This window comes from Verrucomicrobiia bacterium, from assembly GCA_035495615.1.
Taxonomy (GTDB): domain Bacteria; phylum Omnitrophota; class Omnitrophia; order Omnitrophales; family Aquincolibacteriaceae; genus DATJFP01.
The window spans coordinates 37,340-53,979 of the sequence record DATJFP010000065.1 but is presented as its reverse complement, the minus strand read 5'-3'; the positions used below and the strand labels follow the sequence as shown (position 1 = coordinate 53,979).

Genomic DNA, 16,640 nt, shown 5'->3' with positions numbered 1-16,640 from the left:
CCGGAAGAAGGCGGCCCCATGCTCCAGATTTCGTAATCGCGGTACTCGCCTTTCACGGGCTCGCGTTCTTTGACGCGGTAAGCCTTCAAATCTTCAAGGGTCATGAGGCCCGGATGAAAGGACGCGCCGCGCACGGCACGGACGATTTCTTCGGCCATCTCCCCTTCGTAAAAAACCGACGGGCCTTTCTCGGCAATCAGCTGGAACGTCTTGGCGAGCTCCGGCTGTTTGAGAATCGTTCCCGGTTTGAGAGCCTGGCCCTGGGCGTCGAGAAAAATGCGGCGCGGCCCCGGGAAAAGATGAAGACGCGGCGCTTCGCCGTCGATGTAGGCGGACAGCCTTTCCGAAACCGGAAATCCGTTTTCGGCCACGGCAATGGCTGGCTCAAAAAGCTTTCCGAACGGGATCTTGCCGCTGCCGAATCTCTGGTGCACGGTTTCGAGAAGCCGCAGCGTGCCGGGCACGCCCACCGGAAGGCCTCCTGTGTTGCGGTCCGGCCAGAATTCGTACGGCTTGCCTTGTTTATCCAGGAACATTTCCGGAAACGCGGCGGCCGGCGCGGTTTCGCGGCCGTCGAACGTGTAGACCTTCCGAGTGGCCGCTTCGTAGTAAACGAAAAAGCCTCCGCCGCCCAGGCCCGAGGAAAGCGGCTCCACGACATTCAGCACCCATTGCGCGGCAATGGCGGCATCCGCGGCCGTGCCTCCCAGCTTGAGAGTCTCGACCGCCGCTTGCGTGGCCAGGGGTTCGGCCGTGGCCACCATGGCTTTTTGGGAAACGGCGGCAAAGGAAAACGACGCGGGGGATAAAAGGAGGGTAAAAGCAAAAAAGATTTTGCTGGAACGAGAAATCATCGTTCAACCCAAAGGAACAGGACTGCGAAGGAAATTATTTAGAAAGGACTTTTTTGACGGCCCGGACAATGCCCTGCGCGGTCATGCCGTATTTTTCCATCACTTCGTCCGGGGCACCGGATTCGGCGAACGTGTCGTTGATCGCCACGAATTCCATCTTGCAGGGATGCGCGCCGGCCAGAAAGCGCGCCACCGCGCTGCCGACACCGCCCCAGATTTGGTGCTCTTCGGCCACGACCATGCGGCCCTTCTTGGCTTCTTCGACGAGGAGGGCTTCGTCGAGGGGTTTGATCGTATGAAGGTCGACGACGGAAGCCTGGATGCCTTCTGCGGCAAGCGTTTCCGCGGCCGAAAGCGCTTCGAAAACCAGGAGGCCGTTGGCCACGATGGAAACGTCTTTGCCCTCGCGCAGGCGGTTGGCCTTGCCGATCTTGGCGACGCCCTGCTTGTTGTAAATCAGCGGCGCCTTGGGGCGTCCGACGCGGACGTAAACGGGATGCGGATAATTCGCGGCTTCTTTGATCAGGTCGCGCGCGGAGAATTCGTCGGCAGGGCCGATCACGGCAACACCCGGAAGCGCGGCGGCCAGCGCGAAGTCTTCGATCGACATCTGCGAAGCGCCGTCTTCGCCGATCGAGATGCCGCCGTGCGTGCCGACCATCTTCACGTTGCATTCGGAAAAGGCGACGGCCATGCGCATCTGGTCAAAGCCTTTGCTCATGAGGAACGTCGCGAAGCTGGAGATAAAAGGAATTTTTCCGGCGGCGGCAAGGCCTGAAGCCACGCCGACAAGGTTCGCTTCCTGGATGCCGACGTTGAAGAAACGGTCCGGGAAAGTCTCGCCGAATTTCGCGGTCTTCGTGGACTTGGAAAGGTCCGCGTCCAACACAACCACGCTGGAATTTTCTTTTCCGAGTTCGACCAGCGCTTCGCCGTATGCGTCGCGCGTCGCTTTGCCGTACTTTTTCTCGAGCGGCATCAGCTGAGCTCCTTCAGGGCTTTTTCCATTTCTTCTTTCGTCGGAGAAACGCCGTGGAAATGATTGTTGTTCTCCATGAAGGAAATGCCTTTGCCCTTCACGGTATGACAGACGATGATGGCCGGCTGGTTCTTCACCTGCTTGGCTTTTTCCACCGCCGCGAGGATCTGGCCGAGGTCATGGCCGTCGATTTCCTGCACGTTCCAGCCGAAGCTCGCCCACTTCGCGCCCATGGGCTCCATGTTACAGATCACGTGCGTGGCGTCGTCGAGCTGGAATTTGTTGTAGTCCAAAAACGTAATCAGGTGGTCCACCTTGTGGTGGGCGGCCATGGCCGCGGCTTCCCAGATCTGACCTTCGTTGGATTCGCCGTCCGAGACGACCACGTAGGTATAAAAAGATTTCTGGTCGAGGCGCCGCGCGAGCGCGTGTCCGATGCCGATGGAAAGCCCCTGGCCGAGCGAACCCGTGGATGCTTCCACGCCCGCAAGGCGCCGGCGGTCCGGGTGTCCCTGCAGCGGGCTGTTCAATTTGCGGAAAGTCGGCAGAAGATCGCGGTCGAAATAGCCGGCCTCGGCAAGCACGGAATAAAGAAGCGGAGAAGCATGGCCCTTGCTCAGAATGAAGCGGTCCCGGTCGGCCCATTTGGGGCTTTTCGGGTCGTGCTTCATCACCGCAAAGTAAAGCGCCGTAAGGATTTCCGTCGCGGACAAGGAACCGCCGGGATGGCCGGAACCGGCCACCGCCGTCATGTGGACGATGTCCCTGCGGATTTGTTTGGCCTTGGCCTTGAGTTCTTCGATCGAGGGTGTTTTCACGGTTTTTGTCTGAGTGGGCATGAGATTGAGGAGTTTATCGTTTTTCTACGGGAGCGTCAACGTGAAATTCTGGAAACTCAAGCGGGACAAGGCGAAGCGCACGGCCCGAAGAGGCGCTCAGGCTTCGACGTACACGTCGTCGCCGTCTTCTTTCACCTTAAAAACGTCCTGCTTCAGCGCAGAATTGAAGCCGCACTGGCCGTTCTTGATGTTGAATTCCCAGCCGTGCCAGGGGCACATGACCTGTTCGCCGTGCACCGCGCCTTCGGCAAGCGGGCCGCCGGCATGGGGGCAGATGTGGTCGATGGCATACACCTTGTCATTTATTTTGAAAAGCGCGATCTCGCGCCCGCCCGCCTCGACGCAAAGCCCGCGGTCGGTCGGGATTTCGCTTTTCTTGGCCACTTTGACGAACTTGCCCATGCGCTCCTCAATCAAAAGATAAAGATACCGATAAAAAACTTGTTCCGGTTCCGGCAAAACCTCTACAATGATACTTAAACTTGAGGAACCCGCAATGAAAAAGCAGACGGACAATCGAAATATTCTCATGATCGCGGCGAGCGAATACGACGCGAATCTTTATTACGCCACGCAGTTCATTGCCCCGGACCCTTTCATCTTCCTGCAGATCAAGGGCAAGAAATACCTGCTCATGAACGACCTCGAAGTGGACCGCGCGCGCAAGCAGGCCAATGTCCACGAGGTCATCTCCACTTCTGTCCTGGCCCGGGAATACAAGGAACGGACGGGCAAGCGGCCCGGTTACGTGGACCTGGTCACGGACTTCCTGGAAAGAAAAAAGGTGCGCGACGTGGCTGTGCCCGGCAACTTCGCGCTGGAATACGCCGACCCTCTGCGCGAGAGAGGCTTCAAACTCGAAAGGCAGCCGGATCCGTTTTTTCCCGAGCGCGTGGTGAAGTCCGCCGCGGAAGTCAAAGCCATCGAGAAGGCGATCCGCCAGGTGGAAAAAGCTTTTGCCGCCGCCGTCGACGTCCTGAAAAAATCCGTGATCAAAAAAGGCAAAGTTTATTACCGCGGCACGCTCGTCACTTCCGAGTTCCTGAAAAAGGTCGTCAACGTAAGCCTGATGGAAAACGACTGCATCGCGGAAAACACGATCATCTCCTGCGGCAAACACGCCGTGGACCCGCATGACCGCGGCACCGGGCCCATTTATGCGAACCAGTCCATCATCATGGACATCTTCCCGCGTGATTCGGGCAGCCGTTATTACGCGGACTTCACGCGCACGGTCGTCAAAGGCAAGGCCTCCCCCAAGCTCAAAAAAATGTACGCGGCCGTACACGAAGGCCAGGAGATCGGCTTCCGCATGATCCGCGAAGGCGTGGACGCGAGCCAGGTGCACGCGAAAATCCACGCGTCCTTCGAAGCGCAGGGCTTCAAGACCGGTCTCATCAACGGACGCATGCAGGGCTTTTTCCACGGCACGGGCCACGGCCTGGGCCTGGACATCCACGAGCTGCCGCGCGTCGGCGGCGTGAAAGACATCCTGAAAGCCGGCCACGTGGTCACCGTGGAGCCCGGCCTTTATTATGAAGGCCTCGGCGGCGTGCGCCTCGAAGACGTGGTCGTCGTCACCAAAACCGGCTGCCGCAATCTCACCAAAGCCGCAAGATTCCTCGAGATCCGCTAGGTCCAGGGGACAGGTCCAAGGACCTGTCCCCATGAAACAAAAGAGGCGCCCGTAAAAGGCGCCTCTTTTGTTGCCGTCCCTTGGAAAAGCCAGCGTTTCTTCCAAAGAACAAAGTTTTTTTCTCCAGCTTATGCCGCACTCGGCTTGATAGCCGAGTACCGCATAAGCGGCGGACGGAGAAACCGCCGTCTTATGCGGCGGCATCCACCTTCCGTTGCGCGGCCTTGAAGATCGCGAGCTGCGCGGCCACGGCATTCAGCGGCAGATCGAAAGAACCGTCGTTTGCCACGTCCACGTGGATGTCCGGCAATTTCTGCGCGAAATATTCGCGGATCAAAACCGCGATCTGGTCCGGCTGCTGTTTCAAAAGCTCGGCGCTCATCTTGAGCTTCGACGCCAGGTCGAGGAGCAGCAGCGCGCGCGTCACATAAGCCTCCGCGGTCTTGACGAGGGCCTGCGGGTTGCCGCTGACTTTCATTTCCTGGGCGTTTTCTATCGTCTTGAGGATATTTGCGAGCACCTTGGAAAGCTGCGACGCTTCTTCGCTTTTCAGCGATACGGCGACGGAGCGGTTGCTCTTTTCTTCCTGGTGGATGTACTCGCCGACCACATCCGACAAGGAAGTATTCGGCTGCGTCGCGAAATCCACGATCTTGCCCACCAGGTTCTTTTCTTCGGGAGTGAGATTGTTACTCGCCGCGTACACCGCGTCTTTCAACGCGCGGGCATTTTCGCCCACGAGCTTGAACGACTGCGCGTACGTTCCGGTTTTGTCCTGCTTGGCAAGCGCCACCATGAACGGGATGGCCGCGAGCAGCAAGGGCTTGCGGTCCTGCAGCGCGCCTGACGTCGTCAGAATTACCGAGCCCGCGCCTTCCAGGACAAGCGTGCCGTTGGCCAGCAGCTTCTGTGTGGCAGCAATGCTCGAGTCGATTTCCGAACGGAAGCTGGCCACATCGATCTGCGCGACTTTCGCCACAGCAGGAACGATCTTGTCCAGCAGCGCGCGGAAAACTATATCATCCACGCGATGCGCATAGCCGATTGTGTCGGCCGCGACGTGCGCGGTTTCCGCGACGGCGTCCAGCGTATTCGGATACCGGGCAAAATAACGCGTCAGCACGTCCTCGGAAACGGCCGCGGGAGCACTGATGCGAAGCTCCGACTTCCGCGGCGGAACAATGCGCGTCACTTTTTTGGTGGGCGCTACCGGCGAAGTCCCGCCCAGATAAACGCCGGACAGCACGACCGCCAGGCCGAGATCCGAAAGTTCGTCGTGATCGGCGAACAATTCATCGATTCGTCTTTCGTTCTCCGCCTTTTCTTTGAGCCTCTTTTCGAAATCGAGGATTTCTTCCCCGTCTCCCAAAACCTTGGTGCCGCGGATTTCCAGCTTCCGGAACGGCGCCGTGCCCTGCGGCGTGCGGATTTGGATCTGGAGCTGGGTTGTCCGGCCTTCCGCGTCCGTCACCGTGATACGGAAGGTGTGCAGCAGGCCTTCCCGGGTTTCACGCGCGAAATACTCGATACGCACGCGCCCGAGCGGCGTATTGCCTTCGATGATCTGGTCGGGAATGAGGTCGCCCCCTCCTCCGAAATAACCGTAAGGGGAAAGCGGCTGCTTCTGCGGAACAGGGAGCGCCTGCGCGGGCAGAGTGGGATTACCATTTCCGAAAAGCGCGTTGAGCACCACGGGATTCACGTCCACGTGCGGCGCGGTCATGGCATTGAGCGCATTCGGCGGCAGGAAAAACAAGGGGCTCACGCCCGGCTTTTGCTCCCGCGGCTTTTCCGCCTTCACGGGAGTCTTGGGCCCTTGCTGCACAGGGCCTTGCACGGGTCCGGGCTGCGGCCGCGGTGTCACGGGCGTCGGAGGCGCATGACGCATGATCGTCACAGTAGCCGGGCGCGTGTTCAAATCGATCTTGAACGTGTCGCCCGGAATCTCGCCGGTCACAATGCCCTGCGGCGTGGCGACCGTGGCCCTAGTCGAGGCGACGATTATTTTTTCCGACTGGAACGTGAACCCGACCGCCCTTTGCAGGTGTCCGGTTTTCGTGCTCAGCGGGAGATTGATCACTTCCGTCCTCCCGGTCTGCGCGAATTCCCGGTAAGGAATCAGGTAAACGCGGTTGATGCTGTTGGCGGTCACGATTTGATTGCCGCTCGGGCTGAAAACCACCGGCGAATCGCTGCCGAAGCCCTGGGCATAGTCCTGCTGCACGTAACCCGTCCTGGCATTGAAAACAACGACATGCGTATTCGAACGTTCGTCGTAATTGTAAACCTGCAGTTCTCCATGCGCGGTTTGCACGAGGCCCACGAAAGAAGTTCCGGCCACGTTCGTGCGGACCGCGATCACGGGAGGAAGCTCGATGAGCTCGGCCTGCCCCTGGCGGGTGTCCACTTGAAAGGCCTTGCCCTGGTTCGGCGGAAAATAATTGACCAGGCCGGGAGCGAGCACGTCTTTCCGAAGCGTGACTTTCTGCCCCGAGGCCGCGTCGTAAAGCTCGGCCTCGCCGTTTTTGTAAACGACTCGGATCAAGCTGCTGGAGCCCGGCAAAAAGCGCGCGTCCAGAACCGGCTTCGCATCCGGAAGATCGATGTTCCGGTTCGTCTTCGCGTTCAAATCGCGGACGAAAATCGTGGACTGCTTCCTTATAAAGGCCGTCTGCGCGCCCTGCGGAATGTACGAAGATACGATCGCGAATCTTCCGTCCGGGCTTACGTCCACGTGTTCCGGATGATCGACGACCGTAAGCTCACTTTGCTCGGACGTCAGCCGGTTCAAGAGGACAATGCGCTGGACATTGCTTCCGGGCCTCTGAATGGTTTCGCCCGCACGCACTTCGTGGAACGCGTAAGCAGGATTCGACGGCGTCACCGTGAATCCCGCCGGGACCGCCGGGAGGAAATCCGAAAGCGAAACGCGGAAGGTCTTCGATTCCGTCGCCGGCTCGTTCGGATAGGACGCCGTCCTCACCGTGGCTTCCACAACCGCGAAACCCGGCTCGAAACGGATGGAATTGGCCGCGGCCGGTCCAATGGTTTTAACCGGCGTGCGGTTGCCCGCTTCGAGATCGGAGCGCCGGTAAAAGTTCACCTGTGAAAGCTGGCCGAGAATCGGGCCGGCTTCATAGAAAGCCGCGACCACGACGCTGCCGTCGGGCGAAATGTCGTACTTCCCCGGGCTGTGGCGCACGCGGCTTCCGCCGCCGACCAGGATCTCATTTGTAGGATTGCGCACGTCGATGAGGTAGAGATTCGCGTTCAGCTGCGTCGCATCGAGCTTCACGGCAAACGCATAATTAGGGTTTGATGCGGCAAGCCTGTAGCCTGCTGGAAGCGTCGGCTCAACTTGAAGCGTCCGGAGATTCACGGTCTTGTTGATCGCAGGGTTCGGGCTAGCCAGAACCACGGCGCGGTCGCCGCCCGGAAGCGTGGTCCAAGTAATCGTGTTGAGGCCGTAGGTGATCGGCACTGAAATCCCCTGCGCGGCATTGCTGATTTTCTGCACGCGTGCATTCGAGCCCGCGATGCCGAAGGCCGCGAAGTCGCCCTGCGGCGAAACGTCGTGAACTTTGAAAACCTGGTCGCCGTAGGATTCGATGGACGCGGTCGCGAGCTGCTGCTCCTGGCCCGTGCGCACGTCCAGCAAAAACAGGCGCAGCAGATAGCCGTTCAGCACGTCGGTGCGGAACGCGAAGTTGGCGTTCGAAGGCGCCAGCGTGTAGCCGGCCGGCAGCCCGGAAATCCGGGTGACCGTGGCAGGATGCGTGCCGAGGTCGATCTTGAATTTGTCTCCCGGCATTTCTCCGGTGACGACTCCCTGCGGCGTCGTGATCGTGGCTTTGGTTTCGACGATCGCCACGGTTTCGGATTCGAACGTGATTTTAACCGCGCGCTGCGTCCGGCCGGTCTGGGAATTCAGCGGCAGATTGACGAGATCCACCGTGCCGGTCTGCGCGAATTCTTTGTAAGGAATAAAGTACACGCGGTTGACGCCGCCGGCGATCGCGATCTGATTGCCGCTCGGGCTGAACGCCACGGCCGCTTCTTCGCCTTCTCCCACGAAAGGAAAGCCCTGGGCGGAATCCACCTGCACGTAACCGGTGCGGGCATTGAAAACGACAAGGCTGTCGTTGGAGCGCTGGCTGTTGTGATAAATCTGAAGCTCGCCGTGCGCCGTGTTCACGAGGCGGACAAACGAAGTGCCGACCACGTTGGTATTGACCGAGATGATGGCCGGAAGCTCGAGGAGGTGGAACTGTCCGTTCCGCGCGTCGATCTGGAACGCCGTGCCTTCCGGCGGGAAATAATTGATCAGCCCCGGCGCCAGCACGCTGGAACGCACATTCACCTTCTGACCGCTGGTCACGTCATAGAAATCCGCCTGCCCGGTCGGATAAAGCACGCGCACGTAACGGCTGGATCCGGGCATAAAACGGATGTCCGAGGGAATCGTCAGCGCCTGATTGTCCACGTCCTGGATCGTGAATCCCGGCAGCTGCCGGCCGGTCTGCGCGTCATAGACAAGGACATACAAGCGTTTCGTGTCATGGCCCGTGTAAAGCGAACGGCTTTGCTGGCCCAGGATCAGATAGTGGCTGTCCGGCGACACGTCTGGAACGCCCACAGCATTGACCGAAGACGGACCGAGGTTCATGGTTTTCGTGAACGTCGCGACGAGCGTGCCGTCCTTGCGGTAAACGTCATAAACGTACGGCGCAGCGCCGCCCTGGTACCGCGTCGCATAAAAAAACTCGGGATTCGAAAGCGTTCTGTCCGCCACCACCACTTCCCGCACGCTCGCGGCAAACGTGCCGTCGGGGCGGATGGAATCCGCCACGAAATTGCTCGCGTACTGGCGCTGCACGATGAGCTCCGCGCCGGGATTAAAACCGATGCTGCCCAGAGGCCCCACGTCCTTGCGCAAAGTCTCATGCCCCGGGCGCACGTAATAAAGGCCTCCCACGGGATTGACCGAGACCAGCGCGCTGTAAGTATACGGGATGGAAATGGGCACACCGTGGTCGCCGTAACCGGTCGTGTACGAAGTCCGCGTTTCATAGTGATTGATCTGCCCGCTGTAGGCGACAAAATACTTGTCGCCTTCGGACGTGTGGATGAGCGCCGCGTAATAGTGCGCGTTTTCGAGGCCCGCCGGAAAATTCAGGCTGGCCGGCGTCACGCCTTTCTGGTCGAGGCCGGATTGCGCGAGCACCGTGGACAGGTTCGTGCCCGTCACGGTGTTGCCGGCAATGATGATCTCGCGATCCACGATGACCGAAGGATTTTCCACGGGCGCAAGCCGGAGGCTGATGTCGCCCGACTGAGGTCCCGGATGATTCACGGACGCGATGGCAATCACGTTCGAGACGTTTTCCGGCTGAATGCCCGCGCGGGTAAACGCCGCGCGCGGAAAAGCATAAACCGTCAGGCCGGTTCCCACGCTTTGCACTTCGAATTTCACGCTCCGCTGCAGGCCTGAGGTGAAATCATTGAACTCGATGTCCAAGATGGTTCCGGCCGTGGACGAAAGCGCAAGCACGACTTGATCGCCCACCACTTGGGGACGAAGCGCGGTCGCGCCACCGCCGGCAAAACCGCTCAGCGTTCCCGCGGAGCCCGTATCCACATGCACGGTCACCGCTTTCCCGGTGGTGTCGATTGAAACAATGCGGCTGTCTTCGCTCGTGCCGAGCGAGACGGTCTGGCCCGTGAAACGAAAATCCGTCACATCGCGCGTCGCCAGCGCCGCGGAAGGTCCAAAAATTTCCAGGCCTTCGGGGCGCAGGCCGATCGTGACCGCGCCGTTCAGCGCGGCGCCCTTGGATTCCGCCACCACTTGCACGTAATTGAGATTCGGAAGCGCGGCGAGCTGCTGCGCGGACACCGTAAATACCTTGCGTCCGTCCGCGGGCGCGATCGTCACCGGAATTTTCACGACCTTGCGGTCGGAGCTCTGGAATTCCACGAAGACGTTGCCGATCTCGCCTTCGGCTTCCAGGGTAAACACGAGATTTCCCCGCCGGTCGATTTCCGCGCGGCTGAGAGGCTGGACGTAAGTGAACCCGCCGAAATCAAAAGTATTGCCGCGCACCGGCACGCGCACTTTGTCTCCGGGCACACGCGTGGTGTTCGGCCGGTCCCCGCTGTCGATGAGGCCGATGCCGGTCAGCACCGACTCCTGTGGCGTCAAGAGGTTCACGTCCGCGAAGGTCGGGACAATCGTCATGGTGTCGAAATTCACGGCCACGGTCTGCTCCGTCCCGTCATTATTCCGGACGCGGTACGTTCCCAGGTTTCCATTATATTGGACCGAGATGACGGCGCCCGGGAGATTCAGGACCTTGAAGGTCGTTTGTTCTTCGATCACGCTGCGGTTGGCGGTGCTGCCGTCGACGCCAATGGAAATGATCTGTTTTCCTGAGGGAGTCGTGTAGCCATCGAGAAGCGTATAAGCGCCGCTCGAATCCCCGCCGAGGCCGAGCACACGTTTGGTGGGCATGTTCACCTGCCCCTGGCTGGCATCATAGACGTAAACCTGGAACAACCGGCCGCTTTCAGAGCCGAGGTGCTCGGGCTGAAGCACGATAGGCGTGTCCTGGTCGACGAGAAGGCCCGTGCCCGCGGTCAGAATCGTCGTAAGCGGACGGCCGCTCCGGAGAATGGAGCCAGCGCCAACTTCAAATGCGTCGAGATCCTGAGTCACGGTGCCGCTGGGAAAACGGTTCCGCGTCGTCAGCGTTACGATATTATTTTCAAACCGGACGGATTGAAGCACGGGCTCCGCCTGCTGAACCCGGCTGTAGGTTTCCTGATACTGCGCGGCATTGTCGATGCGCTGCACGTGCACCGTGAAAAAATGGCCGCTGTCCGTGCGCGGGCCTCCGGTTTCGTAAACCACGACCGGGAAACCCGGGAACGATTCCGGAGAAACGTCGTAAACGCTTCCGATCCTTCCGCCGGAAGGCGTCTGCGCTTGCGCGAGGATTTGAACCGCGCCCGTTCTCAGGTCCATCAAAGAAAGTTTTTCTTCCGTAACGCCGCTGGGCAGGCGGTTGGATTCAAGATGAAACGCGTAGTTGCCGTTCGAGGCCGCGGCCGTCCATCCCGCGGGGACGGAAAGCGGGGCCAGCTTCATCATGATGTCGCCTTCCTGGGGCCCGGCATGATTGACCGAGGCAATGGCGATCACGTTCGAGACGTTTTCCGGCTGGATTCCGGCGCGGGTAAAAGCCGCGCGCGGAAAAGCATAAACCGTCAGGCCGGTTTCCACGCCCTGGACTTCGAATTTCACGCTCCGCTGCTGCCCCGTGCTGAAATCGTTGAACTCGACATCGAGGACCGTTCCCGCGGTCGAAGCGATCGCGAGCACGACCTGGTCGCCCACCACCTGCGGGCGCAGCGACGTGGCGCCTCCGCCGGCAAATCCATTCAGCGCTCCGGCAGGGCCGGTGTTCACATGCACGCTGACCGTTTTCGCGGCAAGATTAAACGTGGTCCGGCTGTCTTCCGAGTTTCCGAGCGACACAACCTGTCCGGTAAACTGAAAATCCGTGAGGTCCTGGGCCGTCAACGCCGATGGCCCGAAGATTTCAAGGCCTTCGGGACGCAGCCCGATCGTGACCGCGCCGTTCAGCGGAACGCTGTTTTTAGATTCCGCCACCACCTGCACGTAATTGAGATCCGGAAGCGACGCGAGCTGCTGCGCCGAAATCGAAAAGACTTTACGGCCGTCGGCCAGCGTCAGCGCCACCGCGACTCTCACCACTTTACGGTCCGAACTCTGAAATTCCATGAAAAGATTGCCGGTCTCGCCTTCGGCTTCCAGCGTGAAGACGAGATTGCCGCGGCGCTCGATCTCCGCGCGGCTCAGAGGAAAGCCGTACGTGAAGCCCCCGAAATCAAAGGCCGGGCCTTTCACGGGCACGCGCACTTTGTCTCCGGGGACGCGTGTTGTGTGCGGCGCATCACCGCTGTCGATCAAACCGATGTCCGTCAGCACCGACTGCTGCGGGCTGAGAAGGTTCACGTCCGCGAGCGTGGCTTGGGAAAAAGGAGCGAAATTGATCGTCACCTCTCCTGTGGCCGGGATTTCGCCGCCGCCGGCGTGGGCAATGCCCAGCGTAAAATTGATTTCGCCCACGTGCCGCAGGTCCACGCCGCGCCCCTGGCTGGCGAGTTTCGACAAATCCACGACCGCGCCTTTTCCGGGAATGTTTTGGACGTCGGCCAGATACAGGGCGCCGATGGTGCCGCCCGTCTGTGCGTCGTAGGTCCTGATCGTGAGCATGATCTGCGAAGCCACGCCTTCGATTCCGATTTTCAAAAATCCCATCTGGCTCAGATCCGCGGGCTGATCGAAGGTAATGCCGATGCCTGTGGCGCTTTGATGCGTGGTATCGTAATGAAACGTGACGCCGTGGTCCGTGCGGCTCGTGATCGTGGAGCCGTTGAAGGCCCTGACCGTGTAGGTGTCGGGAAGCGCCGTGATCTGCGCGCCGGGGACGTTTTCCCGCGCCAGCGTCACGACAGGTCCGGATTCCTGGCGGAATTCATGGTCGTCGAGGTAGAGCTGGTAGGTTTCGCCGTTGATCAGTTCCGCATTAAAAATGTTCGGGTGGTCGAGAGAGCGGCCGAGGATCTTTACGTTGTAACCTTCCGGATTCCGCTGCATGCCCGAAAGAAACGCGGGATCCAATCCCGGAATCTGGAATCCGCGCACCGAACCTTGGGGCGAGTTGAGAAGATTGGGGTTGTTCAGATGAAACGCATAGACCATGCGCTGCCCGTCCGCGATCACGATCCAGTTGTTGTCGCTGCTGAAGGCGTAGGACTGGATGCCGCTGACTTTGAGAAGAAACGGCGCGTCATAACGGATCGTCTTGCTCGCATCCTGCAGGTCCTGGACGACGAGAGAAGAGCCTTCCAATGCGATGGATTTTTTACCGTCCGGAGAAGCAATGCTTCCCGAGGGGCTCGACATCGGCATGACCGAAGCCCCGGAAGAAACCGGACCGGTAGGCGCGGTGCCGTACGTGCGGCTTTGTCCCGTGGCAATGCCGCCGGGCAAAAAACTTTCCGTGCCCGGAAGATAAATCGAATGCTGATAGCCCACAACCGTCGTGCCGCTCTGTACCGGAGCGCCCGGATTCGCCGCGCCCACCAAAGCCGGCTGATACTGAGGTTCCGGCATGACGACATGATCTTCGTCCGCCGGCGCGCCGTTGAGAAGCCGTCTTTCTTCCAGATACTGCACGTTGAGCGCGACACTTCTCGGAAATTCGGAAGCGCGCAGTTCGGCGCGTCCCTCTTCCGATTTCAATCCTTGAGCGGTCAGGACCGCGGTCCGTCCGTTGATCTGGAGCGGCTTTCCGTTAAGTAAAACGAGTCCATTATCGGCGATGGCCAGGCCCTGGCCCGCGAGCGCATGAGAGCGGCCGAGTGACTTGAGGATTTTGCCCAGCTCTGTCCCTTGAGCAACGTGCCGTGCTACGACCGTGCCCAAAACCGGCAGCACGTGATTCTGCTGCAGGCTAAGAGCGTAGTCCGGAAGGTTCGTTCCAAGGCCGGTGTCCGCCATGCGCGGCGTGTTGACGTAAGAACGCCGGGTGAACGGATCGCCCTTCATAAGCATGATGTCGGAATAGTTTTTATTTTCGGTGATCTCGGAAATGGCGGGCGTCACTTCGACGTAAGAAAGGCCCTGGTTCTCGAAAATTTTGTGCAGGCCGCGCGCGTGAAATCCGCCCGTGATTAAGATGGCGTTTGTCTTACCGGTCTCCCTCATCTTGCGGATCATGTTCCCATAAATCACTTCTTCGCGCTGCTGCGCGAGCTTGTAAAACGCCATGGCCTGGTCAAAAAGCTGCGCAAGCGAAGGAACGCGCGGTTCGTAAGCGCGGTGGGAAGTCTCGTCCGCCGCGGCCTTTTCATTTTCTTCCGGCCGGGCGAGCGCCGCCTTCACCGTTTCGCGGCGGGTTTGCAGCGTTTCGTATTCTTCATCGACGAGTTCGAGAGAAAAAAGTTTTTCGAGCAGGAGATAATCCTTGTACCGGGCGATCAAGGCACCTTCTTCGGGCGTCCGCGCAAGCTTGTCCAGGATGGAATCGCTCAGCTTCTTGATCTCCTCCATCAATTCCTCGGCGCGGATCTCGCTTCTGAGAACCGACGCGCCCATGGCCTTCGCAAGCCGCGGGTAATCCTTGAAAGAAAATCCCTTAGGTGCGGCCGCGTCATGAAAGGCTTCCAGGAACATTCTCAGATCGCTGAACGTCCCGCCTTCCAGGGCCTGGCCCGGCTTCCAATTCCGCAATTCAGCGGTGTATTTTTCGGGCACCCCATGTTGGGCGGCCCAATCTGCCAACAGGTCACGCTCCGCGAGCGCGGCCGCTGCGTCGGTTTCCGCTTCCAGGGTTTTGAATTTGGAAAACCGGACGAGCTGGGGCCAATCCGCCTGCTGACGGGCATCGTTCAGGTCCAGGCTAAGGTACTTGAGAGCATCCTGGCTGAGAACATTCATATGGCGCATGAGTTCACTGGGAACATCCTGATAAAAAAGCCATTCTCTGAAAAACGCCTTGAGCTCTTTGTTGAAAACCTTGGAGCTCTGCGTCAGGATCTCGGACTTCATGCGCTCCATGGCCTTGTCCGTGAATTCTTTTTCCGCGTAAACGGCGCGGTAGGCCTGCAGATTTTTTACGTAGAGATCGGCCCGCTCGACGCCGTAGCCTGCGACCGTTCCTTTTTTCGACGCCGTGTTCTCGAGAAGAAAAAGCTCGGCCCCTCCCAGCACGCCTTCCTTGGCGAGCAGGCCCGCCATTTCCTGGTTCCAGGATTCCTCTTTGAAATAACGCAGGCGATCCGCGTCGAGACGGTCAATCGCGCCTTCTACAAAGATGAGGCCCACGCCATGATGCGCCGTGACGTGGCGGATGATTTGCAGAATGTTTTGCTGGGCTTCGAGATTGGCGTGGGCGTCCTGGATATGAATGATCATTCCGGATGCGGTTTGCGGCCGCGACGATTCCGCGAGAAAGCGTTCCTTGATATCGCCATACGTCGCCGGGATGTCGAGCGTCTGCGCAAGAGACGGCAGCAGTACGCCGTCCTGGACGGAGGCATGGACCGGCCCTGCGAGATTAAATTCTGCGGGAGCAGCCCAAACAATGCTGGAGAAAATGAAGGTGAAAAGGACGGGAACGGCGGTGAGCTTCTTCCATAAGGGGTAGCGCATGCGACATCTCGCTTTCTCCCCCCTTACGGGTTAAACAGGTTTATAAAGCTTTATAAACCTGTGGCAACAATCGGCAAAAGCAAGTGTAACATTTTTTTTCGGGGCGTCAAGGGGGAGATTAAAAATTTTTAAGTTTTTTAAGCCGCAGGGCAGGGCTATCCAACGAGGTCGATCTTGATGCGGTGAGGAATCAGGCGTTGTTCGTACCCTTGATCGAGGAGAGTCTGGAAACCGCGAAGGCCTTTGTCGCCCATGTCCACTGTGGCGTCGTTGACGTACATGCCGACGAACTGGTCGTTAAGATCTTCCGCGAGTCCGCGGCCGTATTGAATCGCGTACTCGAGCGCCGGCGCTCGGTTATCGAGAGAATATTGGATGCTTTTTTTGAAAAGGCGCGCGAACCTTTGCATGATGTCCGCGCCGAGGTCCCTGCGGATAATGTCCACTCCCAGCGGAAGAGGAAGCCCTGTGGTCTGATGCCACCATTCGCCCAAGTCCACTCTCTTTTCGAAGCCCTCATCTTTATAGGTAAGCTGCCCTTCGTGGATGATGAGCCCCATATCGGCTTTGCCTTCGCGGACCGCATCAAAAATCTGGTCAAAAGGAACAAAGACCGGGACGATATTTTTTTCATAGAGCTGCAGCACGAGAAAGGCCGTCGTCAGCTTGCCGGGAATGGCGATCCTCTTCCCTCTCAAAGGCTGGCCGGGAAAAGTCCCTTTTGGGGCCACGACGATGGGCCCGTATTTATCGCCGATGCTGCCGCCGGAACGCATGACCGCGTATTTGTCCGCCAGGTAGGCATAGGCATGGCAGGATACGGCCGTCACTTCCAGCTCCGCCTTGAGCGCGCGCTGGTTCAGGCTCTCGATATCCTCGATGACGTGATCGACCTGGAACCCGTCCATGGGAATCTTGTTTTTGGCAAAGGCATAGAACATGAACGCGTCGTCAGGATCAGGGCTGTGGCCGAAACGGATGGTCTGCTGCTGGGTGGCTGGCATGGGTGCAATATACAGGAAGAGCCGCCTTCCGGCAAGCCAAACGGGCTTACGAACCCTTGTGGGAACCCCTTGCGCTTGAGTATACT

General features: G+C 59.2%; 7 protein-coding genes. 1 reads left to right on the top strand and 6 read right to left on the bottom strand.

Annotated features, from left to right (window positions below):
• The 4 genes from VL688_08055 to nirD form a co-directional block, all read right to left on the bottom strand.
• Nucleotides 1–854 (bottom strand): gamma-glutamyltransferase (locus VL688_08055; protein ID HTL47993.1); only part of this gene is annotated, 854 nt, incomplete at its 3' end.
• A 34-nt stretch (nucleotides 855–888) separates the two neighbouring features.
• Entirely contained in the window at nucleotides 889–1,833 is a 945-nt protein-coding gene (locus tag VL688_08050; protein HTL47992.1) for a transketolase C-terminal domain-containing protein, read from the bottom strand.
• Nucleotides 1,833–2,672: a transketolase gene (locus VL688_08045; protein ID HTL47991.1), complete on the bottom strand. Its 840-nt coding sequence runs from the start codon at nucleotides 2,670–2,672 to the stop codon at nucleotides 1,833–1,835. The genes VL688_08050 and VL688_08045 overlap by 1 nt, the downstream gene beginning before the upstream one ends.
• Before the next feature lie 96 nt (nucleotides 2,673–2,768).
• Nucleotides 2,769–3,074 (bottom strand): nitrite reductase small subunit NirD, encoded by a 306-nt coding sequence (gene nirD / locus VL688_08040; GenBank protein ID HTL47990.1) that lies wholly within the window; start codon nucleotides 3,072–3,074, stop codon nucleotides 2,769–2,771.
• A 94-nt stretch (nucleotides 3,075–3,168) separates the two neighbouring features.
• On the opposite strand from nirD, the gene VL688_08035 reads away from it, so the two are divergent.
• Nucleotides 3,169–4,308, top strand: coding sequence for a Xaa-Pro peptidase family protein (locus tag VL688_08035; GenBank protein ID HTL47989.1), 1,140 nt, complete (start codon nucleotides 3,169–3,171; stop codon nucleotides 4,306–4,308).
• 190 nt (nucleotides 4,309–4,498) lie between these two features.
• On the opposite strand, the gene VL688_08030 is transcribed toward VL688_08035, so the two are convergent.
• Complete coding sequence (locus tag VL688_08030) at nucleotides 4,499–15,550, bottom strand: hypothetical protein (GenBank protein HTL47988.1); 11,052 nt, start codon at nucleotides 15,548–15,550, stop codon at nucleotides 4,499–4,501.
• A gap of 155 nt (nucleotides 15,551–15,705) precedes the next feature.
• Nucleotides 15,706–16,554, bottom strand: a complete 849-nt coding sequence (locus VL688_08025; GenBank protein ID HTL47987.1) for an MqnA/MqnD/SBP family protein — start codon at nucleotides 16,552–16,554, stop codon at nucleotides 15,706–15,708.
• Nucleotides 16,555–16,640: the final 86 nt, after the last annotated feature.

Coding starts and splice junctions, on each gene's coding strand:
- VL688_08050 (HTL47992.1), bottom strand. CDS start 1,833: ATGCCGCTCGAGAAAAAGTACGGCAAAGCGACGCGCGACGCATACGGC.
- VL688_08045 (HTL47991.1), bottom strand. CDS start 2,672: ATGCCCACTCAGACAAAAACCGTGAAAACACCCTCGATCGAAGAACTC.
- nirD (HTL47990.1), bottom strand. CDS start 3,074: ATGGGCAAGTTCGTCAAAGTGGCCAAGAAAAGCGAAATCCCGACCGAC.
- VL688_08035 (HTL47989.1), top strand. CDS start 3,169: ATGAAAAAGCAGACGGACAATCGAAATATTCTCATGATCGCGGCGAGC.
- VL688_08030 (HTL47988.1), bottom strand. CDS start 15,550: ATGCGCTACCCCTTATGGAAGAAGCTCACCGCCGTTCCCGTCCTTTTC.
- VL688_08025 (HTL47987.1), bottom strand. CDS start 16,554: ATGCCAGCCACCCAGCAGCAGACCATCCGTTTCGGCCACAGCCCTGAT.